At 58.7% G+C, this 26,974-nt stretch carries 22 protein-coding genes; 14 read left to right on the top strand and 8 right to left on the bottom strand.

The window, feature by feature from the left end; all coding sequences use genetic code 11:
* Nucleotides 1–57 precede the first annotated feature (57 nt).
* The gene (locus MRBLMA1_RS08585; protein WP_414714686.1) at nt 58–918 is read left to right on the top strand and encodes a MaoC/PaaZ C-terminal domain-containing protein; all 861 of its coding nucleotides are present in this window, start codon (nt 58–60) and stop codon (nt 916–918) included.
* Between the two features lie 160 nt (nt 919–1,078).
* Here the strand turns inward: MRBLMA1_RS08585 and MRBLMA1_RS08580 are convergent, their stop codons facing one another.
* The 5 genes from MRBLMA1_RS08580 to MRBLMA1_RS08560 all read right to left on the bottom strand — a co-directional run bounded on the left by MRBLMA1_RS08580 (nt 1,079) and on the right by MRBLMA1_RS08560 (nt 7,553).
* The gene (locus MRBLMA1_RS08580) at nt 1,079–3,274 is read right to left on the bottom strand and encodes a molybdopterin-containing oxidoreductase family protein (RefSeq protein WP_363736115.1); all 2,196 of its coding nucleotides are present in this window, start codon (nt 3,272–3,274) and stop codon (nt 1,079–1,081) included.
* A 195-nt stretch (nt 3,275–3,469) separates the two neighbouring features.
* Nucleotides 3,470–4,279: an SDR family NAD(P)-dependent oxidoreductase gene (locus tag MRBLMA1_RS08575; RefSeq protein ID WP_363736114.1), complete on the bottom strand. Its 810-nt coding sequence runs from the start codon at nt 4,277–4,279 to the stop codon at nt 3,470–3,472.
* A gap of 118 nt (nt 4,280–4,397) precedes the next feature.
* Nucleotides 4,398–5,585: a CaiB/BaiF CoA transferase family protein gene (locus MRBLMA1_RS08570; RefSeq protein WP_363736113.1), complete on the bottom strand. Its 1,188-nt coding sequence runs from the start codon at nt 5,583–5,585 to the stop codon at nt 4,398–4,400.
* Nucleotides 5,586–5,713: 128 nt separating this feature from the next.
* The gene (locus MRBLMA1_RS08565) at nt 5,714–6,517 is read right to left on the bottom strand and encodes a crotonase/enoyl-CoA hydratase family protein (RefSeq protein WP_363736112.1); all 804 of its coding nucleotides are present in this window, start codon (nt 6,515–6,517) and stop codon (nt 5,714–5,716) included.
* Nucleotides 6,518–6,743: 226 nt separating this feature from the next.
* Nucleotides 6,744–7,553, bottom strand: a complete 810-nt coding sequence (locus MRBLMA1_RS08560) for an alpha/beta fold hydrolase (protein ID WP_363736110.1) — start codon at nt 7,551–7,553, stop codon at nt 6,744–6,746.
* Between the two features lie 663 nt (nt 7,554–8,216).
* Between MRBLMA1_RS08560 and MRBLMA1_RS08555 the strand changes: the two genes are divergently transcribed.
* From MRBLMA1_RS08555 to MRBLMA1_RS08525, 7 genes are all read left to right on the top strand, one after another.
* On the top strand, nt 8,217–9,512 hold the full coding sequence (locus tag MRBLMA1_RS08555; protein WP_363736108.1) for an aromatic ring-hydroxylating oxygenase subunit alpha: 1,296 nt from the start codon (nt 8,217–8,219) through the stop codon (nt 9,510–9,512).
* A gap of 14 nt (nt 9,513–9,526) precedes the next feature.
* Complete coding sequence (locus MRBLMA1_RS08550) at nt 9,527–10,027, top strand: aromatic-ring-hydroxylating dioxygenase subunit beta (RefSeq protein ID WP_363736106.1); 501 nt, start codon at nt 9,527–9,529, stop codon at nt 10,025–10,027.
* An 88-nt stretch (nt 10,028–10,115) separates the two neighbouring features.
* Complete coding sequence (locus MRBLMA1_RS08545; protein ID WP_363736104.1) at nt 10,116–11,270, top strand: acyl-CoA dehydrogenase family protein; 1,155 nt, start codon at nt 10,116–10,118, stop codon at nt 11,268–11,270.
* A gap of 5 nt (nt 11,271–11,275) precedes the next feature.
* The gene (locus MRBLMA1_RS08540) at nt 11,276–12,250 is read left to right on the top strand and encodes an acyl-CoA dehydrogenase family protein (protein ID WP_363736102.1); all 975 of its coding nucleotides are present in this window, start codon (nt 11,276–11,278) and stop codon (nt 12,248–12,250) included.
* A 61-nt stretch (nt 12,251–12,311) separates the two neighbouring features.
* Complete coding sequence (locus MRBLMA1_RS08535) at nt 12,312–14,369, top strand: 3-hydroxyacyl-CoA dehydrogenase NAD-binding domain-containing protein (protein ID WP_363736100.1); 2,058 nt, start codon at nt 12,312–12,314, stop codon at nt 14,367–14,369.
* Nucleotides 14,359–14,787, top strand: a complete 429-nt coding sequence (locus MRBLMA1_RS08530; protein WP_363736098.1) for a YybH family protein — start codon at nt 14,359–14,361, stop codon at nt 14,785–14,787. Before MRBLMA1_RS08535 ends, MRBLMA1_RS08530 begins: the two co-directional genes overlap by 11 nt.
* 547 nt (nt 14,788–15,334) lie before the next feature.
* Nucleotides 15,335–17,761 (top strand): TonB-dependent receptor, encoded by a 2,427-nt coding sequence (locus MRBLMA1_RS08525; RefSeq protein ID WP_363736096.1) that lies wholly within the window; start codon nt 15,335–15,337, stop codon nt 17,759–17,761.
* 426 nt (nt 17,762–18,187) lie between these two features.
* Here MRBLMA1_RS08525 and MRBLMA1_RS08520 read toward each other — a convergent pair whose 3' ends face one another.
* Complete coding sequence (locus tag MRBLMA1_RS08520; protein ID WP_363736095.1) at nt 18,188–19,000, bottom strand: SDR family NAD(P)-dependent oxidoreductase; 813 nt, start codon at nt 18,998–19,000, stop codon at nt 18,188–18,190.
* A 158-nt stretch (nt 19,001–19,158) separates the two neighbouring features.
* Between MRBLMA1_RS08520 and MRBLMA1_RS08515 the strand changes: the two genes are divergently transcribed.
* The 6 genes from MRBLMA1_RS08515 to MRBLMA1_RS08490 all read left to right on the top strand — a co-directional run bounded on the left by MRBLMA1_RS08515 (nt 19,159) and on the right by MRBLMA1_RS08490 (nt 25,730).
* Nucleotides 19,159–19,917: a short-chain dehydrogenase/reductase gene (locus MRBLMA1_RS08515; RefSeq protein WP_363736093.1), complete on the top strand. Its 759-nt coding sequence runs from the start codon at nt 19,159–19,161 to the stop codon at nt 19,915–19,917.
* A 109-nt stretch (nt 19,918–20,026) separates the two neighbouring features.
* The gene (locus tag MRBLMA1_RS08510) at nt 20,027–21,160 is read left to right on the top strand and encodes an acyl-CoA dehydrogenase family protein (RefSeq protein WP_363736091.1); all 1,134 of its coding nucleotides are present in this window, start codon (nt 20,027–20,029) and stop codon (nt 21,158–21,160) included.
* 28 nt (nt 21,161–21,188) lie between these two features.
* The gene (locus MRBLMA1_RS08505; RefSeq protein WP_363736089.1) at nt 21,189–22,361 is read left to right on the top strand and encodes a thiolase family protein; all 1,173 of its coding nucleotides are present in this window, start codon (nt 21,189–21,191) and stop codon (nt 22,359–22,361) included.
* Nucleotides 22,362–22,458: 97 nt separating this feature from the next.
* Entirely contained in the window at nt 22,459–23,256 is a 798-nt protein-coding gene (locus tag MRBLMA1_RS08500; protein ID WP_363736087.1) for an enoyl-CoA hydratase-related protein, read from the top strand.
* Nucleotides 23,257–23,267: 11 nt separating this feature from the next.
* On the top strand, nt 23,268–24,926 hold the full coding sequence (locus tag MRBLMA1_RS08495; RefSeq protein ID WP_363736085.1) for an AMP-binding protein: 1,659 nt from the start codon (nt 23,268–23,270) through the stop codon (nt 24,924–24,926).
* 102 nt (nt 24,927–25,028) lie between these two features.
* Nucleotides 25,029–25,730 carry a nitroreductase gene (locus MRBLMA1_RS08490; RefSeq protein ID WP_363736084.1) on the top strand — a complete coding sequence of 234 codons (702 nt, stop codon included), beginning with the start codon at nt 25,029–25,031 and terminating at the stop codon, nt 25,728–25,730.
* Nucleotides 25,731–25,850: 120 nt separating this feature from the next.
* On the opposite strand, the gene MRBLMA1_RS08485 is transcribed toward MRBLMA1_RS08490, so the two are convergent.
* Together MRBLMA1_RS08485 and MRBLMA1_RS08480 are read right to left on the bottom strand one after the other, a co-directional pair.
* Nucleotides 25,851–26,735 (bottom strand): SDR family NAD(P)-dependent oxidoreductase, encoded by an 885-nt coding sequence (locus MRBLMA1_RS08485; protein WP_363736083.1) that lies wholly within the window; start codon nt 26,733–26,735, stop codon nt 25,851–25,853.
* Between the two features lie 27 nt (nt 26,736–26,762).
* Nucleotides 26,763–26,954, bottom strand: a complete 192-nt coding sequence (locus tag MRBLMA1_RS08480) for a hypothetical protein (RefSeq protein ID WP_363736082.1) — start codon at nt 26,952–26,954, stop codon at nt 26,763–26,765.
* Between the last annotated feature and the right edge of the window lie 20 nt (nt 26,955–26,974).

The following is a 26,974-nucleotide window of genomic DNA, read 5'->3' as shown; positions in this document are numbered from 1 at the left end:
CTTGCGCGATCCCGCTTGCCAAGAGCGATCACTGTCTTTCAGGAGGGGTAGGGCCTGATGATCATGGATTACCACAGGCTGATGGGCATGGCGCCTATCGTCATGGAGCAGCGCTATTCGGCCAAGGAGAGCTGCATCTACGCCCTGGGCGTTGGCTGCGGCCTGGACCCGTCCGACGATTGGACGCGTCGGCACCTTGGACCGCTTCCGCCGGGACGTGCCCTGCCAGCGATGGCCATCGTGCTTGCCGCTCCACGGCCTCATGCGATGGGACTTGGAGCGACGCTTTCGGGAATGCTGCACGGCAGTCAAGGGATGCTTTTGCATGCGCCGCTGCCGGTCGAAGGGGCGGTCAGGAGCGAAACGCGCGTGAGCGGCGTGTTCGATCGCGGAGAGGGCCGCGGTTGCGTGATCGCTATGACCCGCGAATTATATGATGCGCAGACGCAAACCCATTATGCATCCATGCAGATGACCTTTGTTTGCCGGTCCGATCAGGTTGCCGGTGCCCCGCCCTATGCAAAAGCGGAACCGGTCAGCGTCAAGGAGCGCGCGCCAGATCTGGTCGTCAATGTGCCGACATCGCCGCAGGCCGCCCAGATATTTGCGCTCACCGGGGACCAGAATCCTCTTCACCTGATACCCGAAGCGGCAGTGCAGGCTGGATTTCCGCAGCCGATCCTGCACGGCGTGGCAACATATGGACTGTGCGCGGCCTTTGCGGAAAAGACGTTGTGCAGCGAAGGCGGCCGGCTTGTCGGAATTTCGGGCAGGTTCAGCGCCCCGGTTTTCCCCGGCGACACCATCCAGTTGGCATTCTGGAGAGAGACAGACGGCGCTCATATCGAGGCCCGCGTGCCGAAGCGAGACGCATGCGTGTTTGCTGATGGCCGCGTTGTGATCCGGGCGGGTGCGTGAGATTTCCTTGGCGGTGCATTGGGCGAGATGATCCATGGCCCAGCGTTGCCAGCATAGAGCAGGGTTCGATGTGGACCTGGAGCCGTAAGGACCCTTGGCGCCGCCGCGGACCAGGACGTGAATGAATGGCAAACGGCTTATCGTCGCCGCGCGGCGCGTGTCATGCCGCGGCTTTGGCTTTTTGCGGCGATGGTTCGAAACGGACGGGGACCGACGACATGTGCGGCATCGCGTTGATGCTCTCGAAATGCGTATCGGTGTCGATCAGAGCATTGACGCAGCTTCCGTCAACCATGACGTCTTCTTTTCCCGGCGTGCCGCCCCAGCATTGGCTCAACGCCACCACTCCAGACCGCATCGTATCATCGCATTTGAGGATTGCCTGGGTTCGGCCATGGGCTGAAATGATTTCGACCAACTGGCCATCCGCCAATCCCAACTGCTCCAGATCTTCGCTGTTGAGATAGGCCGGATTATATTTGTTGCGCTTTCTTACCGTCGGCATGAGGACGCCATAGCTGTTGTAGAGATCGCGCATGCGTCGCGACGACAATAAATGGGTGAATTCGCGATCGGGCCCGGCACGGTGCTGCGCTACGGGTTCGGCTCGATAACGGTGCAGTTCGTCGAGCACGTCGGCCGGCATGACGTCGAATCTTGCATTATGACCCTGGCGAGGCGGTTTGACGACGGCATCCGTGATCGGGAACTGATGCCCGTGCGGATAGGCGCGCAACTCGTCAAGCGAAGTCTGACTGCGCTCGAGCAGGATCTCTATCAGATCCTCCGTGGAAGGGGGCTGATCGCTATCCATGGAGCGGATGCCGGCAAAATTGATCGTGACGCCCAGCCGCCGGGCCAGCGCCCAGAACACATACCAGTCATCGACGACCTCGGCGTCTTTCGGAGGCGCGACGATCGCCGGCGTGAACTGGGCCCACGCGCCTGGATAGAATTTGAGCGCCGGATGTCCCGGCGACATATCCGGTCGCTCATATTGAAGCTTTGCTGGCAGGACGTAGTCGGCAAGCTGGGTCGTGGGGGTGTGCCATGTGTCGATCGCGACGAGCATGTCGAGGGAGCGCAACGCGCTATAGGCTTTGTCGCGATCCGGTAGCGATGTCATCGGGTTGGCGCCATCGACGATCAGGGTGCGGATCTGGTCCGGCCCGGCTGTCAATATTTCGTCCGTCAGCGTACCCGATACGCGTTCGCCGAAGAAATTACCTGCGCCGCGAATGCGGCTGGCGGGATGCTTTTCCCACGGACGCGATGCGGGAACGACTTCCGCGTACATGTCCCTGGCAGGATTGAGCATGTCGACAGAGGTGACTTTTTGACCCGCCCGAGGAAAACGGCCGCAGATCACGTTCAGCAACTGGACCATGTGAACGGCCAGATTCGAATATTGCGACATGTTGGGGCCGGTACCGGTCATGGCGGGGCCGCGCTTGTTCTGGCATGCGAACATGTCCGCGATCGCCCACAGCGCCCCCGGTTCCAATCCAGCCCGTGCTTCCACAATGTGTGGTGTAAACGGATCGACCGCGTCGCGAAGCGCCGCCAAGCGTTCCTCGCCGACATATTGCCGGCAAAATTCTGCATCATGCCAACCTTCTGCGAGGATCAGTCGGATCAGGCCCGATGCGATGGCGGCGTCCTCACCCGGATAGGGTTGAAAGGAAAGGTCCGATTGCGCAGCCGTTTCCGTGCGCCGTGGATCCACCACGACCAGCTTCAAACCGCGTTGCCGCGCGCGCTTCAGCCGCTTGATCGGATCGACTCCCAATACCGACATGGTGGAATGCGCGATGAACGGATTCACCCCGAACAGCAACAGCACATCCATGTCATCGAGATCGACCGCACCGGCGCCCCATGTGCCTGTTCGGCCCGCCGCGACCATCTTCCCGGACTGATCGATCGTGATCGTCGTGAAATATTGCTCCGATCCTATTGCGTGCAGGAAATGGCGGTTCATGCCGACTGCGGACTGGTTCATCATGGAACCGTTGCCTGCGAACAGCGCAATCGCATTGGGCCCGGACTGACCCATCAAATCGGCAATACGGACCGCGATCTCGTCGAGCGCCTGCTCGATCCCGATCTCGCGGAAGCTGCCATCGGGTTGCCGTTTTAGCGGGCGCCGGATGCGTTGCGGATCGCGGTGCGCAAGACCGGACTGGAGCCCCTTGAAGCATGCATAGCCGGATGACAGTTCATTCTGGTCGTCACCTACGATACGGATGATATGCCCTTTTTCATCGACCGTCAGGCGGACGCCGCAGCCGGCAGTGCAGATTCGGCAGAACGAGGCATATTCGCCTGGCCCATGCGTCAAGGAGAGCGCTTCCATCGTCGGGCATCCTCATATTGCACCGATCCTGCATGGGACTCGGCCTGTGCATAATCTGTCGTGATTTCCGCTGTAAAACAAGTGATCTAATCGCCCAGCCCAGCCGATCGCCTTGTTTAACGGATGCTCGTCATGATCGGGCGTTCGGGCATCGCACCGCAATGAGCGACGCCAGGCGCCGCCGATAGTCGGGGTTCAACCGTCCGTTGGATTCCACGCCCAATAACGGGCGACAGCACCGCCATCGATCCGCAAATCCGTTCCGGTGATCATCGCTGCATCGTCTGAAGCGAGGAAGACCGCTGCAGCCCCATAATGGCTGGGCTTGGGTAAACGCTTCATGGGAATTCTTCTGGCGAACATCGCTGTGATCTCGGTGTAATCCGGCAGCGGGCCAAGGTCCATTTTCCATCGCTCGGCGCGCTCCACCATTTCGCCCGTCTCGGTTGCCGTAGGCGTCAGGCTGACCACCCGGATGCCATGAGCGGCAAGTTCCATCGCGGTCGCCTGCGTGAAGTTCAACATGCCGGCCTTGGCCGTCGTATAGGCGATATTCCCCGGCTGGCCTTGATGGCCTGCTGTCGAGATCACGTTGATGACGACACCGGTCCGACGCGGCATCATTTCGGCCGTGGCATATTTCGTAAAGAGGAACGCGCCGTCGAGGATGACCGAGTTCTGCTTGCGCCATTCAGCATAGGGCATGTCGGCAATGGATTTTTGATTGAAGAAGGCGGCGTTATTCACAAGAATGTCGATCTGACCGAAAGCGGCTACGGCTCGCTGTACGGCGGCGCGGACTTCGTCCTCGTTCGTCACGTCGGCGGTGATGCCGATCGCGCGACCACCTGCAGCGATGATCGCCGCGGCACAACAGTCCGCATTTTCGCTCTTTGCATCCACGGCCACGATCGCGGCACCGGCGCCGGCGAGCGCCTCGACGATCCCGCCGCCGATGTTGGGGCTGGTCCCCGTGACGATCGCCACTTTCCCTTCCAGCTTCATGGCCTACTCCCGATATTGCCGTCGTTCGATATATAGTAAATCGATCGTATTATGTTCATGCAGACGGGCCGATGTGCGATTGAGCTTCTGCATGGTGATTGCGCAAGTTGTGGATCGGTCAACGCACGACTCCTGCTTCGCGCAGGCGGGCAATGCCGTCATCGTCAAACCCGACTTCACGAAGAACCTGATCTGTGTGCTCGCCCGGACGGGGGGCGGTACCCTTTACGACCGCTGGGCTTTCGGAAAAGTCCACCGGATAAGAGGCGGCGCGAACAGGGCCATATTCGTCGGTGTCATATTCCTTTACGCATTCCAGGTAGCGAGCCTGCTCGTCCTCGAGGAATTCATCGACGGATTTGACCTTGGCGATGGGCAAGCCATGCTCGATCGCCAGCGCTTCCAGTTCGTCGGAAGTGATTTTGATCGAGCCCTTTTCCAATTCCTGCCAGACGGCACCAATATTTCGGACCCGCATGATAGGGTTCGTAAAGCGTTCATCCTCCAGCAGATGCGGAACGCCGAGAACGCGGCAAATCAGTTCGAACTGGGCATCGGTTTGGAAATAGCCCATGAACGTGCCATCGGCGCTTCTGATAGGCCGCATCGCGTTGATGTGCGGCGATTGCTGGTCGCCATTGACGAAACAGTGATTGTACAAATTGTCCACGAGATTGAGGAAGCCGAAGGTCTTCATCAAAGGTACCGAGACAAACTGGCCTTTGCCTCCGTTTTTCTCGCGACGATACAGGGCTGTCGTTATCGCGCTGGCGGCCGCCGTGGCGGCGAACTTGTCGACGAAGAAGGAACGGAGAGGCATGGGTGGCCCCTCCGGATTTTGAAGATACATGGCGCCGGTAATTGCCTGGATCACCTGGTCGTAGGCGGGGCGATCGGCATAGGGGCCGTCCAGACCGAAGCCGCTGATGAGAACGTAGATAATGCCGGGATTTAACATCCGGAGACTTTCATAATCGAGCTTCAGGCGCTTCATTGCCTCCGGCCGGGAATTCACCAGGAAGACATCGCAATCCTTGGCCAGGGACCGCGCGATCTCGTGCCCTTCCTCGCTCCTCAGATCGAGTTGTATGCTTCGTTTATGACGATTGACCGCGAAGAAGCGCGAGCACATTCCCTTATATTGCGGTTCGACATTCCGATAGGGATCCCCGCGGAAATCCTCCATCTTGATGACGGACGCGCCCAAATCGGCAAGCATGGTTCCCGCCAAAGGGCCGGCCACCATTTGAGAGATCTCCAGGACCTTGATGCCTGAAAGCGGCCCCTCGTCGACTCCGTCAGCCATGTTGCGTGCCTTTCACCTTTATTTTTTCCCTGTCAGGCGACGAGTGGCCCGACGATAACGACGCTGCCATCATCGATCGCCAGATGGCAGCCGATGACGCGCGGACAAGAAAATCCGTTCACCGACCCTCAAACATTCCTGAATGACGGCTTCCGCTTCTCAAGCAGCGCATCCAGGGCCTCTCGATGATCCTCGGTCTCATGGATAATGGACTGGAACGCCCCCGCCATTTCCAGATGGTGGTCCAGTGACAGCTGACTGCTGTCGCGGATAAGGCGCTTCGTGATGCGCAGTGTTCGACCGGGATTGGCGTCGATACGCGATGCCAGGGCGCGGGCGGCGCTCATCAGTTCGCTATCTTCGACCACGCGCGAGACGAGGCCGATGCGTTCGGCCTCCTGAGCGTCGATCATATCGCCTGTGAAAGCCAGTTCGCTGGCCCTGGAAATACCGATTATCCTGGGAAGGAACCATGCGCCACCATCGCCGGGGATGATGCCCACCTTGATGAAGGATTCTGCGAATCGTGCAGACTGTGCTGCGATCCGCATGTCGCACATGCATGCCAGGTCAAGGCCCGCACCGATTGCGGGGCCGTTGATCGCCGCAATGACCGCCACCTCCAGCCCATTGAACATCTTTGCGACGAGATGGATGGTGTTGCGATAGCTGTCGCGGGTGTCGATGACCGTTTTCATCGGAGCAAAGCCGGAACGGTCACGCATCTTCTTGATGTCGCCGCCAGCGCAGAAAGCCGGGCCAGCCCCCGTCAGAATGACGACGTTTGCGGATGGGTCACGTTCGATCGCCTTGAGCTGATCGACGAATTCGGCGCAGATCTCGGGCGTCGAGAGTGCATTGCGCGTTTCGGGCCGATTCATTGTCAGGGTAACGACGCCGCCGCTTTTTTCGTAAAGCAGAAAATCTTCCATTGAAGCCTCTTGGTCCCGGGGGCCATGATCGAAATTGCATGCACCCGCCCATTGGTTACGCGGTCCGGCGAATGAAAAGCTGAGGTGCCAATCCCAGGTAACTGGCGAGCGATTCACGGCCCATGACCCGTGGCAGCGTTCGCATCGGACACATGAAAGGGATCAAGGTCACACGCGTCGTAAGGGAGCCCGCCAGAAGCGCACTCCCTTAGGTAACAGATGGGCGTTAATTGCGGTCGAAGAACCACGCCACCAGCTTGTTGAAATCGTCGGGCTTCTCCCACTGTACCCAGTGGCCGCAATTAGGCAGGAGGTGGAGCGACGCGTTGGGGAATGCCTTGATGATGCCCGGCGCCATGTCGACGGGGCAGACCCGGTCCTCGAGACCCCACATCACCAGGATTTCATTCTTCACGCTGCCCAGATCCTCGCGCCACATTTCCCCGAACGAACGGGCGAACGGCTTGAACCGATTCGGATTCGACGCCGCCTTGACGCGTTCATCAAGCAATTCGTCGGTGATGAACGAGCTGTCATTCACGAGTAGTTCGATCACGCCGCGCATTTGCTCGCGCGTAGGATTGTCGCTGGCGTTGACGACCCCCATCCGGCGCATGCCCTCTGTCGGCATCGGCGTGAAGACGGGTTGGAAGCCACCCGGCCCCATGAGGACCGCCTTGTTGATGCGGTGCGAGGAATGCAGCAATGCGCCCACGGTCGTCATGCCGCCCAGCGAATTGCCGACGCAATCGACCTTGTCGAGGCCCAGCGCATCCAGGAAATGGATCAGGAATTCTCCAAGGGCCTTGTAGATTTCATGGAAGCCAAGCTTGTCCTCGCTGTCGCCATAGCCCGGCAGATCGGGGATGATCAGTCTGCGGCTCTTCGACAGTTCGTCGACATTGCGGCGATAGTTGCTGATGCCGCTGGCGCCAGGGCCGCCACCTTGTAGCAGGATTGTCGGCTTGCCTTCGCCTATGTCCACATAAGCGATGCGGGCACCGTCCACCTGAACGAACTTCTTTTCAAATTCCATGATAAGCTCCTACTTTTATCCCTGTTATCTTGCGCGCTACGGATTACTGTGCCTGACCGAACTTTCGTGACTGACGAATCGGCCGATCGTCGGCAACTGCGCCAGCGGCAGTGATGCGGAGACATAGTCGGGGCACGGGGTTGCAAACCCCAGTCTCTCGTCATGTCGAGATGCTTCGACTAAGCTGGAATGCCCTTGCGAGCCTTCAAGATCCTCCGCCTCCATTCGATAGGTCGTATGTTTTATCCGAGGGCACTTTCTCTTGTAGGTCACCAAATGACAAGTGTTTTTTTGAAATCTATTTCCGATGCATAATCGCGCGCCCTGCCGCCTTGCGCGCGCTCTGCCTCCATTGGCATGTGAGAGACGGCCGATTTCTGGTTGCCTCTGTGCGAAAGCTGTTTTCAGGGTCGATATGTTCTGCCTGCGGTCCGCCGCGCCAGCGTGCATGGGAATGCGATGATCCGATCTGTCGGTTACGGCTCGCTATCGGGTCGTTTGACGAGCGATCTTCCGGCGGAGGGATTGACGAACAGTTCAACAGGGTTCAAGAAAGGCACAGAAAGAACAAGCGTTCTAGAAATGGTTTCGATCGGGCGGTATGCGATTGTTCTGGCAGTGCCGCAAAGCGTGAGGCCGCAGCGGTGATAGTTGGAGAGGAATATGTCGGGTGTTGTGAAACCTGATGAGCACAATGGCCGCTGGATCGTGGACGATCCGGCCGCGGGTGTCTTCAAGGTCAACCGTAACGCATTTACCAGCCAGGAAGTGCTGGAACTGGAGCGGGAGCGAATCTTCGATCGTGCATGGCTCTATCTGGGTCATGCTTCGGAACTTGCGAAGCCCAATGACTTCCTGACCCGGAGCGTCGCCGGGCGGGAGCTGATTTTCAATCGCAACCGCAAGGGCGAGTTTCAGGCCTTCTTCAATACCTGTCCGCATCGTGGGGCGCAGGTCGTTCGCGAACCAACAGGTAATGCGATCAGCTTCAAATGCTTTTATCACGGCTGGGCGTTCAACAATAACGGGAAGTTCGCGACCAGGTCCACTCCCGGTACCTATCCTGAATCGTTCAACTGTGCGGGCGACGTCGATCTGCCGAAGGTACCAAGGCTCGAATCCCATCGTGGCTTCTTCTTCATCAACTATGATGTCGACGCCGAGCCGCTGGCGGATTTCCTGGGCGATGCCATCCAGATCCTCGACATCGTGTCCGACCATTCGCCCAATGGGATGGAGATTGTTGGCGGAACGCACGAATATTCTATCCGGGCCAACTGGAAGCTGCTGCTCGAGAACAGTTATGACGGCTATCACGCGGCAGAGACTCATGAGACCTATTTCGATTATCTGATGGCCGAGCTGGGTCCGGAAACGCTCGCCGACATCAAGACCCTTCAGGAGATCAACCGGGCGCACACGTTCCCGAAAGGCCATGCTTTCACGGAAGCAAGGGCACCTTGGGGCCGGCCGGTCGCCCGATCGATTCCCACCTGGGGGGAAGAGGGGAAGGCGCAGGAAGCCGCGATGGTGGCTGAGTTGAACGAGCGGGTCGGCCCCGAACTTGCGTTGCGCATCGCGGATCGCGACAGAAATGCGGGGTTTTTCCCCAATCTGGTCATCAACGATATCATGGCGATCACGGTGCGCACCTTTTATCCGGTCCAGCCCGATCTGATGCTGGTCCGTTCCTGGGCGCTCGCGCCAGTCGGGGAAGCGCCGGAGGCGCGCCATCGCCGTCTTAACAATTTTCTCGAATTTCTCGGGCCGGGCGGTTTTGCCACGCCGGACGATGTCGAGGCGCTGGAATGCGCGCAACGTGGCTACGCCTCGGCAAAGTTTGCGCCCTGGAATGATATCTCCCGCGGAATGTTGCGTGATCAACCGCGCGCCGACGACGAGTCGCAGATGCGAACCTTCTGGCGCGAGTGGAACCGTCGCATCCAGGGTGGGCGATGATCATGGGGGATGTTATGGCAGATGCGGTTCAGCGGCCGCGCACGCGTGCGGATTATGAGGACTTTCTTTATCGGGAAGCCGCGCTTCTCGACCAATGGCGGCTTGAGGAGTGGTTTGCGCTCTTTGCGCCGGATGCGACATATGAGGTGCCGACATTCGGCAAGGGGCTCGACGCCCGACCGGACAGCAGCCTGTTCTATATTGCGGATGATCATGCACGGCTGCGCCACCGGGTCGACCGTCTGCTGAAGATGACCGCGTATGCCGAGTGGCCGCGCTCGGCCCATGTTCGGATGATCGGTAACGTCCGGATCGAAGGGGGCGACGAAAGCGGCACGCAGGTGATGTGCAGCTTTGTCACCTATCGCTCGAAAAACAATATAACCGATACCTATATCGGCCATGCTGCCTACACATTCGTCGATGAAGGCGAGGATCTTTTGATCCGGGCCAAGCGGATCATGCTTGGCATGAACAGTCTTCAGCCCCACGGCAAGATCAGCATCATTCTTTGACGCGACCGTGGTACGTCCTTTCAGTGTGTCGGATGAGTTGTTCTGACACCTGTTCGGACTGGCAGCGGGACGCGATGGAACCGGCCTTATGACGACCATTCTGGACGCCTTTCCGCTAACCGCGGTGCCGCCTGAGGCCGAGGCGCTGCGCGCGCCGATCAAGGAATTTCTTGCCGACGCGCTGGCGAATATGCCCCCGCACCGACGTGCGCGGACATGGACGGGTTTCGATGCGAATTTTAGTCGCGCACTGGCGCAGCGTGGCTGGCTGGGCCTGACCTTGCCGAAGGAATATGGCGGCGCGGGAAAGGATAGCTTCAGCCGCTTCGTCCTGGTCGAGGAGCTGCTGGCGGCAGGCGCGCCGATCGCGGCGCACTGGATCGCCGATCGCCAGAGCGGGCCGCTCCTGATCAAGTTCGGCAGCGAAGCGCAGCGCCAGACTTTTCTGCCGCGCATCTGCCGTGGCGAAATATTCTTCTGCATCGGCATGAGCGAACCAAATGCGGGGTCGGACCTTGCCAGCGTGCGAACCCGGGCGGTGAAAGAACCCGGTGGATGGCGCCTGAACGGATCGAAGATCTGGACGACCTACGCGCATGAATCGCAGTACATGATCGCGCTGGTACGTACGTCCGGCACGCCGGAAGACCGCCAGAAGGGGCTCTCGCAGTTCATCATCGATCTGTCGCAGCCGGGCGTCTCTGTGCGTCCGATCAAGCTGGGGACTGGAGAAAGCGATTTCAGCGAAGTGCATTTCGAGGATGTTCTGCTGTCCGACGACGCGTTGGTCGGTCTCGAAGGAAATGGTTGGACGCAGGTCAACGCGGAACTGGCGTTCGAGCGCAGCGGCCCCGAACGCATCTATTCCAGCCTGGTTCTTCTTGACTTGTGGGCATCGATGCTGGGCGCGGATGCAGACCCCGCAGACATAGCCTTGTTGGGCAGTCTGATTTCCCGGCTGGCGGTGCTCCGCGCCATGTCGGTCGCGATCACGGGCCAGCTGGCGATCGGCGAATCGCCGCTCATCGAGGCCGCCCTGTTCAAGGATGCCGGAACGGAGTTGGAGCAGCTTATCCCGAACGTCATCGCCGACGCCATCGCATCGACGCCGGAGCGAACGGTCGATCCGGAATTGCTGCGAACGCTCGCGGTTCTGCTTCAGCTGAATCATGTTTTCTCGCTCCGCGGCGGCACGCGGGAAATTCTGCGGGGAATGATTGCGCGGGGGCTGGGACTGCGATGATGGATATGGACATTCTGGTTGAGCCGTTCCGGCGGATGCTCGCGGACCTGTCCACGCCCGCGCAGGTGCGTGCCGTTCAGGCGAGCGGCGACATTTCGCAAATCTGGCAGGAAATCGAGCGATCAGGCTTCCTGGACGCATTGCTGCCGGAAGATGTGGGCGGCAGCGCGCTGACATTGGCGGATATCTTCCCGCTTGTTGCCGAGTGCGGTGCCTTTTGTCTGCCCGTACCCTTTGCGGAGACGGTCGTCGCCCGAGCGCTGCTTCACGCGCGTGGAGTAGCCGCGCCGGAAGGGGCAATAATCGTCTTGGCGCCGCCCTCGCCGATTGTTCCGCTTGCAGCCGTCGCGACACATGTCCTGGCAATGCGGGAGGCGGCGATCATTCTTCTGCCCAGGCAGGTGATCCAGCCGGATCCGTTTGACGCGCTGGGCGGGCAGGTGACGACGGAATCTGATCCGATCGCCACGATCGAGGCCGGCGGCATTGACCTCGAAGTGATTGCTGCCGGTCTCACCGCGGCGAAGATGGCGGGGGCGATGCGCAGGCTGCTCGATCTCTCACTGCAATATGCCGAGCAGCGGCAGCAGTTCGGGCGCTCGCTCGGGAAGTTCCAGGCGATCCAGCAACAATTGGCTATAATGGCGGAACAGGTGGTTTCCGCGAAGGTCGCGGCCAATCTGGGAATGAGCGGCGCACATTTCGATCCGCTCAAGGTGGCTCTTGCCAAGTGCCGCACCAGCGAGGCCTCGCATCAGGTCAGTGCCATCGCTCACGCCGTTCACGGTGCAATCGGGGTGACAGAGGAATATGATCTCCAGTTGCTGACCAGGCGCGTCAAGCAGTGGCAGCTTGCATTCGGCTCTGAAAGATACTGGGCCACGCGGGTCGGTGCGGCGCGGATTTCACAATGCGGCGGCACGAGCGCGGACTTTGTCCGTACTCACTTGCAGGCAGATGGCGCTGCAATGGCTGCGTAGGGAGCGGTTGTTCACCCGCCCTGTGCCTTGCGTCCTGTGTCGAATTTCGTGAGGAGCTTACATGCAGATCAATGAGGTGACGACCCTGACCCGGGAAGGTGACGTGGCCGTCATCACCGTCGACTCGCCTCCGGTCAACGCGCTCGGTGCGCCGGTGCGGGCAGGTATTGCGGCTGCAATGCGCCAGGCTGTCGCTGATGTGGCCGTGGCTGCCATTGTTCTGCTGTGCACCGGCCGTACCTTTTTTGCGGGCGCCGACATCAGAGAGTTCGGCAAACCTCCGATCCAGCCCCTCTTGCCTGAAGTGCAGTCGATCATCGAGAATGCGACCAAGCCGATCGTGGCCGCGATCCATGGCACCGCACTCGGCGGTGGGCTGGAGCTCGCGCTCGTGGCACATTACCGCGTCGCAGTGCCGACGGCAAAACTTGGCCTGCCCGAGGTCAAGATCGGCCTGCTGCCGGGGGCGGGCGGCACGCAGCGGCTGCCACGAGTGGCTGGGGTCGAACGTGCCCTCCAGATGATCACTTCTGGCGACCCAATTACGGCCGACGTTGCCGCCGAGATCGGACTGGTCGATGCTCTGATACCGGGGGACGACCTGCGCGGTGAAGCGATTGCGTTTGCACGCGGCAAGATCGGTGCGCCGCTGGTGAAAATTCGCGACCGGCCATTGGAGGCCGAGGCTGGCATTTTTGACGCCTTCCGAAAGGCCAATCATCGGACGTTCCGAAATCTGGAAGCGCCAGAGGCGATCATCCGCGCAATCGAGGCGGCGGCCACCCTTCCGTTCGACGATGCGCTGGTGCGAGAGCGCGAGCTGTGCAATGGATTGATCAGCGGCCAGCAATCTGCCGCGCTCCGCTACCTATTCTTCGCGGAACGGCAGGCGGCCAAGATAGACGGACTGACGACCGACGGATCGACGTTGCCGATCAGGAAAGTGGGTGTGGTCGGCGCCGGCACCATGGGCGGTGGCATCGCGATGAACTTCGCCAATGTCGGCATCCCCGTGATCCTCGTTGACTCGTGGCAGGAGTCGCTGGATCGCGGTCTCGCCACGGTCCGCCGCAACTATGAGACGAGCGCGAAGAAGGGCCGGCTTACTACTGAGCAGGTGGAAAAGCGGATGGGGCTGCTATCCGGTTCGCTTGATCTGCAGGCGCTTGCCGATTGCGACCTCGTGATCGAGGCGGTGTTCGAGCAGATGACGGTCAAACAGGAGGTAATGAGCCAGCTCGACGCGGTCGTGAAGCCTCGCGCAATCCTTGCCACCAATACCTCCTATCTCGACATTGATGCGATCGCGTCCGCTACGAGCCGGCCGGAGTGGGTGGTGGGTCTCCATTTCTTTTCACCCGCCAACGTCATGCGGCTGGTGGAGATTGTGCGCGGCGAAAAGACTGGCGCCGAGGTGCTTCTCCCCGCCATCGATCTCGCTCGGCGGATCGGCAAGGTGGGCGTGGTCGTCAACAATGGATATGGCTTCGTCGGCAACCGGATGCTCGCGGCTCGCCATGTGCAGGCCGACTCGCTCGTCGCGGAAGGGGCGATGCCGTGGGACGTCGATCGGGTCATTCAGGAATTCGGCTTTGCCATGGGGCCTTTTGCGATGCGCGACCTTGCCGGCCTTGATGTAGGCTGGCAACGCGAAACATCGGCCTCATCGACGCTGCGCGAAGTGTTGAACGAGGCCGGTCGCCATGGCCAGAAGAGCGGCGGCGGCTATTACGACTATGATGCCGATCGTCGTGCCACGCCGTCACCCGCCGCCGAGCGGGCGGCGATCGATTTCTCGCGAAAACAGGGCATAAGCCGCCGCGCGGTCGATGACGCGGAGATATTCGATCGCTGCCTGCTGGCAATGGTGAACGAGGGCGCGAAGATTCTTGACGAAGGCATCGCGCAGCGAGCCTCTGACATCGATACGGTATGGATCAATGGCTATGGCTGGCCGCGATACCGCGGTGGGCCAATGTTCTGGGCCGATGAGCAGGGTCTGCCGCAAATCCTCGCCAAGCTGCAGGCATTTGAGGCAAGGCATGGGGCAGCACTTGCACCATCGCCGCTGATCGAGCGATTGATCGTCGGGAATAAGGGCTTCACCGATGTGCGCTGAAGCTTCTCTTCCGGTTAATCCCGATGTCGACGCTGAGGCGATAGTCAAGCAAATGGCCGCAGATTGGGCAAGACTTGGCCTCGGGGGAGATCGCGCCGGATTGATCGATCTCTACACGCAGGACGCGATTTTCTTCGGGTCGCTGCCGGAGATGTACATCGGCCAGCGGGGCGTGGCAGAATATTTCGAGCTTGCACCGCTGTCGTCATTGAAAACGATCAGTTTCGATTGGCAGGAATTCAGAGTCATTACGCCATCGGTTATAAGTGCCGGCGGCCTGGCCTATTTCGGCCTGGAGCTAGAAGGGGAGCTGGTTCGCTGGCGCTTCGGCATAAGTTGGGTACTCGTCGGATCCAACGCGAAATGGCAAATCGCATCACATCATGCGTCGCGCCGGGAGCTGCCCACGCAAGAATGATCACCTCGACGGCTTGCTGATAACGCTTTGGCGCATGCGGCGCTTGATACGGTATGTGACCTGACCCGCTGTCCGACAATCGCGCAATATAGGACAAATGAACTAGATATGATGATCTGTCCCGGTCATGTCCTAAATGTGGCTTGTTACCTTAAGGTGTGAACCTGCTGGGACGGGAGATGGATTTGGTTTGCCTGATCAGCTGATGGATGAGCAGAAGCCTGACAAGGTCTATGGAGCAGCCGCAGCGACACTCGCCGAAAGAGGCGCGCCTCACTTTCAAAAAGGCCTGTCCGCCTCCGTGGGCATACCGAATCCAGCGCATGCGCCCCTTTTCAACGGAGATGGGAAAACAAAACTCCTCGCCAATGTCTAATACACTTGTTCTTATGATAATGTGTGCGTATCGTGGATTTGGATTTGACCGGGCGTTATCTTTTTGGACCGGTTTGAAGGTTCAAGCCGGCGGTCGCTTTCGATGTGATTCGATCATGATCGCGAACGACAAGTTCGACGACAGGACGATAAATTAATGGGGAGAGGACTTTTGAAAGGAAAGATCGGAATCGTCAGCTTGGAAATATTGGCGCTTTCACTGCTCGCGGCGCCTGCCTTTGCAGAGACGGCGGTATCAGATTCTGCCGTGGCAGATTCGCAAGGTTCGAAGCAAAACGAGGTTCAGCAGAACTCACCGGGTGCTCGTGATATTGCAGATGCTCACGACATTATTGTCACCGCGCGACGTCGCAGCGAGACATCGCTGCAGACACCAGTCGTGCTCAGCGCTTATTCGGGCGAGCAACTGGCGCGCTTCAACGTGACAAACCTTGTTGATGTCGCCAAGCTTACTCCTCAGCTTTCCATAGGTGCTGCCAATGGGTCCTATGGCGGCATTCTGGCACTTCGTGGTGTTTCCAGTCCGACATCCAATCCTGGTGCTGAGGGTGCCGTTACAATCAATATCGATGGCGTGCCGGTCAGTTACGGGTCGGTGTTGCGCATTTCGGCATTTGACATTGGTCAGGTGGAGATCCTCAAAGGTCCGCAAGCCTTGTTTTTCGGCAAAAATTCCAGTGGCGGCATCATATCCATCCGCAGCGCTGAGCCTACCGATGTATTCAAGGCGCAAATCAGCGGAGCTTATGAATTCAACGCCAGACAGGTGGATCTCGAAGGATATGTCTCCGGCCCCGTCACCGATACTCTCAACATGCGCCTTGCCGGGCGCTTCTCGCGGCAGCGGGGCTATTTCCGCAACACCGATCCTGACCCTTCGTCCAGATATGCACCTGGGACCGACGAGGAAGCGACCCGTCTAAGCCTGAACTGGCAGCCGGACGATCAATTGACGGTCAAGCTTCGCGGCACCTATCATCATGTGCACGAAAATGGTGGCTATGGAACAAACCAGAAGGTTGGGTGTCCCGCCGGGGTTCCTGCCGGCACAGCTTCACTGCCGGGCATCGGCGATTGCGAGGCCGACAACAGGATTTCATTAGCTCGCATTCCTTCTGCCCTTGCGCGAGCCGCAACCGGCAATCCCCGCTGGGATTCGGATAGTGCCTATTACAAGGCGACTCAATTTCTGCTTTCGGGCGACATCGAATATAAAATTAATGATTCCGTCACAATGAATTCGGTAACCGGATTCTACAGTATCCGGCAAAGCGCATTGGATTCAACATCGTCGGGCAGGCCGTTTTTCCTGGGTGATCAGGGACGATTTAAAAAGCATACATTCAGCGAGGAGCTTCGGCTTACCTACAATAGCCCCGATTCGCCGATCAATTTGATGCTCGGTGGGTTCTATCAGGATGACAGCCTCAATTTCGAGCAGCAGGTTGTAAGGAATGCCGGCACCCGCGCCGCTCCCGTCATCGTTCCACTTACGCCGGTCTGGTATTTCCCGATTGAGGGCAAAACATATTCCGTCTTCGGTCAGATGGGCTGGGATATCATCGATGCGATCAGCTTGTCGGCGGGCGTGAGATATTCTCAGGACAAGAAGAGTCAGGACATCACGCCTCCCAATGGCTTGCCGAACAAGTTCTCAAGGCCTTCCCGCACGTTCAGCAACTGGTCGCCAGAGCTGACGCTGGCCTACAAGCCGAGTCCGTTTTTCAACCTCTTTGGATCGTACAAGGAAGGGTTCAAGGCTGGATCCTACAACATCAGCGCGACAGCGTTCAATGCGCCGCTTGCCAATCCCGCAGTGACCTCGATCGACAACAGTTACGCGCCCGAAAAAGCGAAGGGTTTCGAGGTTGGGTTGAAAACCTTGCTGCTCGATCGGCAGCTTCGCGTGAATCTGGCGGCATATTCCTACCTTTATAAGGATCTTCAGCTTAGCCGTCTTGATCCGATCGCCGTGACAATCTCCATACTTAATGCGTCATCTGCGCGTATTAAGGGTCTGGAGGGCGACTTCACCTTTTCGCCCAATGCTCTACCCGGGCTTTCATTGACGGGGTCCGCCGCCTATAATTCGGCCCGTTACGCATCTAGCTTTTTCGGGCCATGCTATACCGGGCAGACCATCGCAGCGGGTTGCGTGGGCGCAGGCAACACGCAGCAGTTCCTGGGACGACCTCTGCCGCGTGCGCCGAAGTTCAGCGGCAGCGTGGGAATGAGCTACGAAACGCCGATCGCGGATGATTGGAATGCAACGTTCAACGCCAACGGCGTCTATACATCCAGTCAATATGTTTCCCAGGAACTGAGCCCGATTGGCATAACGCCGAAGCGTTTTCTCCTGGACTCGAGCCTGACCTTTGCTTCGAAATCGAAGAGCATGGAATTTGCGATCATTGGCCGCAATTTGACCAACAAGCAGTTCCTCAACGTCGGATTCCAGTCCCCGGGTACTGGCGGCGGCACCGGTACCACAGTGGGCACTTTGGCGGATTACGAAGGGTCGGTTTCCCGGGGGCGGGAAATCTGGCTTCGGATAACGCTGAGACCCTCAGAGTTTTGATGGCCATCTCATAAGGCTGTTTGACCCCGCATCGGCGATGCGGGGTCTTTTCATTGCGACTGGAAAGCGTTCGCGAACTGACGTTACGGGATTGGCAGTCGCACATGCCTGCTGCGGTTTTTCGCGTTGGACAAGGCGAAAACAATTGTTTGAAGCATCGAACCTGCGTTTGACTTAATGGCGCGCGCTCAAGGTCGCGTCAGGGCATATGGAAAGCCGGATGGATTCTGCGATCCGGTGCTGACCTGTCTGGGGAGATTTCCCAGACAGGTTTCTAACGCGCCATGTCCATCATGACGGGGCGGAGTTGACCTGATGATGGCCAGGGATATTCCTCACCACCAGCAAGCCGTCAGCGGAAAATTTCAATCTATCGCGCTTCGGTCAATATCGACCAATGACGACATGCGAAGGCAATGCGAAGGTTCAGGGATTGCTAGGATCCCACGCCCAATAGCGGGCAACGGCGCCGCCATCGACGCGCAGGTCGATGCCCGTGATCATCGAAGCGTCGTCTGATGCCAGAAAGACGGCTGCGGCACCGTAATCACTCGCGTTCGGCAATCGCTGCAGGGGGATGCGCTTAGCGTATTTCTGGCTCATGGGGCCGACGTGATCCATCGAACCGACATCGACGTTCCAACGCTTGGCTCGGGCAGGCTTTTCTTCAAAACTTGTTGCAGTCGGCGTCAGGCTGACGACCCGGATATTCTGGGCAGCGAATTCCATCGCTGCACTTTGCGTGAAATTCAGCATTCCGGCCTTGGCGGTGGCGTAGGCAATGTTGCCGGGAGCACCTTGGTGACCGGTGGTCGAGATCACGTTGATGACAACGCCGCCTCGGCCGCCCTCCAGCATCTTGGCTGCGGCATATTTCGTGAAGAGAAATGATCCGTCCAAAATGACAGAGATCACCCTGCGCCAGCCGGGCAATTCCATCTCAGCGACGGTTCGTTCGTGGAAATAGGCCGCATTGTTGACGAGGATATCGACGCGACCGTAGGTTTCCATTGCCTTGTCAACGGCTGCCTTGACGGCTGCATCGTCCGTGACGTCGCAAACGATCCCGATGGCCGATCCACCGGCTGCCCTGATCGCGTTGGCGCAACCGTCGGCATTCTGCTGCTGGGCGTCGACCGCGACGATAGACGCGCCGGCCGCCGCCAGCGCTTCTGCGATACCTCCGCCGATATTCGGGCTGGTTCCGGTAATGATGGCCACTCTTCCATCGAGCTTCATAAATCTCTCCTCGTCAAAAATTGAGAAAGCAAGTTAGAACGCTTGTGCTAGATTATAAATGCCTTATTGTCGATCTACGAAGATGGGAGGTGGCAATCGGCGAGACGTAGTCGCGCGGTGCTGCCCGACCATGAATTTGAGAGGATAAGGATGCGCAGATGGATCTGAGGCTGGCGGGCAAGAGGGCGCTGATTACCGGAGCCTCGAAGGGAATTGGCCTTGCTGCTGCCTTCTCCCTCGGTAGGGAAGGGTGCGAAGTTGTGATCGCGGCACGGGATGGTGACGTGCTTGATCGGGCCGTTCAGGAACTGAGGTTTGCTGGTATCACTGCCGACGGCATTGCTTGCGATCTCAGTCGTGAGGGCGATCAGGATGCATTGGTTGCACAGTGCGGTGCAGTGGACATCCTGGTTAACAATGCCGGCGCGATTCCTCCGGGATCCTTGCAAGAGATCGATATGCAGCGTTGGAGATCGGCCTGGGATCTGAAGGTCTTTGGCTACTTCGCGCTGACCCAGAAGTTTTACAAGCAACTTGCCGAGCGTCAGGGCGTCATCATCAACGTCATCGGTGCAGGAGGTGAACGTTTTCCTCCTGAATATATTGCCGGATCGGCAGGAAATGCGGCGCTCATGGGGTTTGTCAAAGCCATGGGTCGCGCATCTTTCCACGACGGTGTTCGGGTCGTTGGCATCAATCCCGGATTTGTTCAGACCGATCGCGTCAAGATGATGATGCAGGCAAGAGCGGAGCGAGAACTCGGCAGCGCCAATCGATGGGAGGAACTCTTTTCCCACCTGCCGTTCGGTCGGGCTGCGAAGGCGGAGGAAATCGGTGACGCTGTGGCCTTTTTGGCTTCACCTCTATCCGGTTACACTTCCGGAACGATACTGACGATTGACGGGGGCTATGTCTGATCAAGACTGCGCCCATGGAGGGCAGCGCTGAATAGATGACGGACCCCGTCATCAAGCCGCCATGGGATATATGCAGGTTGTGAATTAAATCTAGGATTTGGAGAGTGACTTGGCACGGACTGTATTTACCGCCGAGCACGAAATGTTTCGGGATGCAGTTCGCGCGTTTCTCGAACAACATGTTGTGCCGCATCATCTTGAATGGGAGAAGCAAGGCCTGGTACCGCGCGACGTGTGGCGCGAAGCCGGCAGGTGGGGATTGCTATGCCCCATGGCTCCCGAAGAATATGGCGGTGCTGGAGGTGACTTCGGGTTTGCCGCCGTGATAATAGAGGAACTTGCCCGGGAGAACGCGACTGGGCTCGGCTTCTCGATGCACAGCGATGTGGTTACTCCCTATATTACGAAGTTCGGCACAGAAGAACTGAAGCAGGAGTGGATGCCGCGGCTGATCGCGGGAGAGGCTATTGGAGCCCTGGGCATGACGGAGCCCGGAACCGGGAGCGACGTAAAGGCCATAAGGACGACGGCCAGTCGCGAGGGCGACGAATATGTCATCAACGGCTCAAAGACCTTCATTACCAATGGTATAAATTGTGGTCTGATCATTCTTGCTTGCAAGACTGATCCCTCCGCGGGTCGCAAGGGCGTATCGCTGATCGTGGTTCCGGAAGGTACGCCGGGCTTCACGAAGGGCAGGAAACTCGACAAGATCGGTCTCCTTGCGCAGGATACTGCCGAACTGTTCTTTGAAGATGTTCGCGTCCCGGCACATTATCTGCTCGGCCAGGAAAATCTGGGCTTCTCCTACATGATGTCCGAATTGCCGCAGGAAAGGATGATCGTGCCGATCCGCGCGGCTGCCTCGATCGAGGCCATGTTGGAGCGGACGGTCGAATATACGAAGGACCGAAGCGCATTTGGAGCTCCACTGTTTTCGTTTCAGAATACCAAATTCAAGCTGGCCGATGCGCGTGCCCAGCTGGAGATGCTGCGGGCTTTCGTGGATGACTGCCTTGCGGAGTTTTTGCGTGGCGAACTCAGCGCGGATCGCGCAGCCATGGCCAAGTTGATGGGCGCCGAGATGCAAAACCGGATCCTCGATGATCTGGTCCAGCTGCATGGCGGCTATGGCTTTATGAACGAGTTCGTCGTCAGTCGCGCCTGGCGTGACGCCCGTGTCATGCGCATTTACGCCGGAACGTCAGAAATCATGCGCGAGATCATAGCACGCACGCTTTGACATGCGGGCCTGTTCAAGGTGAAGCTATATGACGGGAATAGTGATAGTTGATGCCATTCGGACCCCGATCGGCCGTTTTCGGGGATCGTTCTCCGGCGTGCGCGCCGATCATCTGGGGGCGAATGTCCTGCGTGCGATCGTTGATCGAAATGGCCTTTCGACGGACCATGTCGACGATGTTGTGTTCGGCTGCGTTACCCAGATTGGGGAACAATGCGGGAATATTGCGCGGACGGCACTGCTCAGCGCCGGATGGCCAGAGCATATCCCAGGCATGACAGTCGATCGCAAATGTGGAGCGTCCGAGGCCGCGATTCACACTGCAGTAGGCGAAATCGCCAGCGGCCTGGCTGACATCGTCGTTGCCGGCGGCGCGGAGAATATGACGCGGGTTCCCATGGGCAGCAACCGTGCCCTGCATGGAGACGTGTTTGGCTGGAGATTGATAGAACGTTTTAATCTGACTTCGCAGGGTGAGGCCGCCGAGAAGATTGCCGACCGTTACGGATTCACGCGCGATCAGATCGATGATTTCGCCATTGAAAGCCACCGGCGCGCGGCCGTCGCAGCTGATCGTGGCGACTTCGATGGCGAAATCAATCCGGTTAATCTTGCCGAATATGTCGAACGGGACTTGGAAGCCACTGACACAGTCTTGGTCGACGAAACCATTCGCCGGGACACGAGTCGGGAAAAGCTGGCAACATTGAAAACCAGCTTCCGTGACGATGGACGGGTGACGGCTGGAAATTCTTCCCAGATTTGCGATGGCGCAGCGGCCGTCCTGCTGGCCTCGCAAGCCGCTGCCGATCGATGGGGATTGAGGGTCCGTGCCCGGATTCGGGCCATCACGGTGGTCGGTTCGGACCCCGAACTCATGTTGACCGGACCTGTCGCCGCGACGAGCAGGATTTTGGAACGCAGCGGGTTGAGCCTTTCAGATATCGATCTTTTCGAAGTCAATGAGGCGTTTGCGACCGTGCCGATGGCCTGGATGAAGGAACATGGCGTCGGTCACGATCGCCTGAACGTGAACGGAGGCGCAATCGCTCTTGGCCATCCTTTGGGAGCTTCGGGGGCACGGATTATGACAAGCTTGCTCAACGCGCTTGAACGTCGCGGCGGCAGGTTTGGCCTTCAGAGCATCTGTTGCGCCGGCGGGTTGGCGACGGCGACGATTATCGAGCGCTGTGAGGCTTAGCCAGGCCGGCAGTGCGACAAAACCGGAAGAGGGCCGGCCGGTTCCGGGCGCATCTGGCGTCGGATTGCTGGTCCGTTCGAGCGAGTAGGACAGCGCAATGAACGATCATAAAGCAGATGAAGCCGGCAGCTATAGCGATATTCTTTACAATGTTGCGGACAGTGTTGCCACGATCGTCATAAATCGACCGAAAAAGCTGAACGCATTCAACGGGCATACGATCGACGAGCTGCGCGATGCGGTCGCACGGGCCGGCGACGATCGCGCGGTCGGGGTCATCGTGTTGACGGGGGCAGGGGACAAGGCGTTCAGCGCTGGTGGGGACATCGAGTGGGAAGTTGAAGGTGGTTTGAAGGGACATGACTGGAGGCTGGGCGAAGATATCATTTCCTGCCTGAAGCCGGTCATCGCGCGGGTGAAGGGATATGCAGTCGGGGGTGGCCATCATCTCCACTATTTCTGCGATTTCACGATCGCTTCGGAAGACTCCATATTCGGGCAGAACGGCCCCCGCGTGGCGTCGCCCGCGGGAGGATATGTCGTCTCGCATCTCGCCAGCATCATAGGCCATAAGCGTGCAAGAGAGATGTGGATGCTGTGCCGGCGCTATACGGCCGCGCAAATGCTCGAATGGGGACTGGTCAACGCGGTTGTTCCAGCGGCACAACTCGACGCCGAAGTCAGGAAGTGGTGCGATGAATTGCTCGCTCTCAGCCCTACGGCGCTCAAGACGGTCAAGTCATCCTTCAAGGATCACATGCTGCCATATATGGGCAAAAATGTTTCTGACGTGGTGACAGAGGTGGCGCCCAACTTTTTTGAAACCGGAGAACAGGAAGAGGGGGGACGTGCCTTCATTGAAAAGCGCAGGCCAGACTTCTCTCCTTATCGCTAGGAGCCAGACAGATGACTATGGAACTTCCTCTCACGTCCCCGGAAAAGGCCAGGCAATATCGTGCCGCAGGGTTGTGGCAGGACGTCACTCTAAGCGAGCGGTTTCTTGCGCAGGCTGATCGGTTTGCGGACAAGCTGGCGATTATCGTAGATGGCCGGCGTGCGACTTACCGACAGCTTCAGCGAGACGTACTGAGCGTGGCCAATGGCTTGCTGGCCGAGGGCCTCGAACCCGGCGATGTAATCGCCGGTCAACTGCCCAATAGTTACGAGATTCCCGTTCTGCATCTCGCGTGCAATATGGTGGGTATGTTGTACATGCCGCTGCATGACAGCTGGCGTGCACTGGAAGTCGGGCACTTGCTGGCGCAGGCCAAGGTGAAGGTGGTTATCTCGCGGCATCTATATCGCGACTTCGATTATGTCCGGATGATCAGGGACCTGAGGCCCGATCTTCCTGACCTGAAGACGCATTTTGTTATCGGCGAAAGCGCGGGAGATGGGATCAAACCCTTCGAAATGCTTGTTGCGGCTGAACCGTTAGGCACAAAGCAGATTGCATCGCTCCGGTCTGATCCCGATTATCCCGCGGCGCTGATGCTGTCAGGGGGGACAACGGCAATCTCGAAGATCAGCCGCTATTCGAGCAACGATCTTCAGGCCATGCTGAATGCCGCCAGAGATGGCGCTCGTTTTGTGGAAACCGACGTGGCGGCCGCCCTTGCGCCCGCCGGAACCGGAGCGACCGGATATGTCTATCCTGTGCTCATGCCCCTGCTGAACGGCGGCACGTCAGTAATGCTGCCACATTGGAGCAATCCTGAAGATGCGGCGGATCTGATGGTCAAGGAAAACTGCACCTACGCGACCGCGATTCCAGCTCAGCTCATCAAGCTATTGCCCACATTCCGGTCCAGGCCAAGGGACGATTTTCATAGTCTGCGAGTGATCACAAACGCGGGTGCTCCGCTTCCCTATGACGCGGCGCGAGAGGTCGAGGAACTGACAGGCGCTGTGATCCAGAGCATTTATGGTGCGACAGATGCCGGGACGCCCACGCTGACGACTGCCGATGATCCGCGGGAAAAAAGGCTCGGCACTGTCGGCCGCATCGTCCCGGGTTGCGAATGCGAAATTCGCGATTCGGACGGTAACGCACTGCCAGCGGGCACCGTCGGTGAAGTGACCTGGCGTGGTGCTGACAAGTCATGGGGATATTTAGGGGCCGATGACCAGACCAGATCTGTATTTACGCAGGACCATTTCTACAAAAGCGGCGATCTTGGTCAATTTGACGAAGACGGTTACCTGAAGATTGTCGGGCGGATCAAGGACATGATCCTCCGGGGCGGTCGTAATGTTTCGCCCCTTGTGATCGAAGAGGCGTTGATCAAGCATGTTGACGTCCAGGACGTAGCGGTCGCGGCAATGCCGGATCCTGTGCTGGGCGAGCGGGCCTGTGCATTTGTCATAGCAAGGCCGGGAGCGGGACTGGAACTGGCGGGATTGCTGGAATTCCTGCGTGGCGAGGGCCTCGCGACATGGCAATTGCCTGAGCGGCTCGAAATCATGCAGGAGTTTCCGAGATCGGCGGGGGGCAAGACGCTGAAGCGAGAATTGACGGCGCTTGTGACTGAAAAGCTGAAAGCTGAACTGGAGCAGGGGGTATGAGGCAGTCTGCGTCGCCACAAAGGCGACACACTTGGTTCGCGGACGAAAAGGAGCCAGAGCAACGCTGAGGGGAGGCGGCGAGCGGAAGGAGACTTCACGGTCATGGACGGTGCGATGAACGAAAGGGAACAAGGCGATTTTGAAGCACTCGAACGGATTGCGCGGGGCCGCCGGTCGGTGCGCGGCTTCCTATCCGACCCGGTGCCGATGTCGATCCAACGGCGCGCTCTAGAGCTTGCACTTTCAGCGCCGTCAAACTGCAACGTGCAACCATGGTTGGTGCATGTCGTGAGCGGCAAGCCTCTGGCGCGTATCCGCCACGCGTTTGTGGAAGCGGTGTCGGCTGGAATCGCCGCTGAGCCGGATTTTCCGGGGCTGTTGACCTACCCCGGTATTTATCGTGACAGGCAGGTGGATAGCGCCCGCCAACTTTACGCTGCGATGGATATTGCCCGCGACGACCGGCCAGGACGCAATCATGCCGCGTTGCGTAATTTCGAATTTTTCGATGCGCCACACGCTGCCTTTCTCTTCGTGCCCGACTGGGCGCTGTCGCGTGAGATCGCTGACTGTGGGCTCTACGCCCAGACGCTGATGCTGGGGCTGACGGCGCTCGGCATTGCGTCCTGTCCTCAGGGAGCCTTGGGCTATTATCCTGATATCGTGCGATCGGAACTGGGAATTGGACCGGACCAGCGACTGCTCTATGGCATATCCTTCGGATTTGAAGACATGTCCGTCGCCGCCAACGCCGCACGGACAGGGCGCAGTCCCCTCGAGGAAACTACCAGCTTTCATGGCTGATCCAGTGGGATCATGACGATCCAGCTTTCGTAGCGGAGTGACGCCAAGCGGTCGCATTTCGATGGCCATGCCGAAGTCTGTAGAGCCTCGAAAATATTTATTGCAACTACATTTCCAAGGCTATGCTGGCGCGGCCAGCGCTGGATCACCCAATTCTGCACGGCTGATGCCCAGTGCTCTCATTTCGCGCTCCGCCACGAACAGGCGCCCCGTATATTCTTCCGGGTCAGCGCATGCGATGAAATAGATGATCATCCGTGACGGGATGACCGTATCGATTGGACGCGGCTCGCCTTCTTTCGGAGCAAACCCCCTGGACGCCAATCGTGCCGAAACCACTTCGGATGCTACCCAGCCGGGATGCAGACCGATGACAAACACATTTTGTGCCCGCAATTCGGGCGCAATGACATTGGAAAGTCGATCCAGCGCGCGTTTGCTGGCAAAGTAGCTGGGCGTGGTCCCACTGAATCCGAATGACCCGGCCGCCGGTACTTCTTCTTCTACCCGACGATGCGCTTCGGCGGAACCGGTGGTGATGTTGATGATTCGCCCGCCACCGCGAGCGGCCATGATCGGGGTTGCAAGTTGCATCAGGATGAACGGTGCGTGGAGATTGATGTCGAAATCCCGCGACCATTCTTCGAAGCTGATATCGAGAAATGGCTTCGACCAAACCGAGCCCACCGTGGATGCAGCGTTATTGACCAGGATATCAACCCCGCCAAATCGGGCTACAGTTTCATCGACGATTTGCTTCAGATCAGCCCGCTGAGCAAGATCGGCCTGCACAATCAGCGCGTCCCCGCCGGCTTTCTCGATCAATCGCGCCGTCGCGCCAAGGCTGCCCGGCAGGTCAGGATCGCGATCAACCGTGCGCGCAACCAGCGCCACCTTGACGCCGCGCCGTGCCAGATCAAGCGAGACCTGCCGGCCGACGCCCCGGCTCGCACCGGTCACGATTGCGATTTTTCCGGTCAGATCAAGTTCTTGCTGACGTTCCATGTTCCATCCTCTTGTCCTGGCGTTTAATCAGGGCCTGTCGACATGGCGTGACCGGCGCGATGATATTTTCCATTTGATTTGAACCGCCTCCTGGTCGAGCAACCGCCGTTCGGCAGGGACCGGAGCGGGAATACCGGCGAGCCCGAGGTCGAAGCCGCGGATCAGAGTGTTCGCGCGGAAGGGCAGTGAGAAGCCATTGGCTTTATCGTCATTGCCCATCGCCTTTTCTGTAGCATTTT

This window comes from Sphingobium sp. LMA1-1-1.1 (assembly GCF_040676365.1).
In the GTDB taxonomy this organism is placed as follows: Bacteria; Pseudomonadota; Alphaproteobacteria; order Sphingomonadales; family Sphingomonadaceae; genus Sphingobium.
The sequence above is the reverse complement of the archived record's forward strand: the minus strand, read 5'-3'. Positions and strand labels throughout refer to the sequence as shown.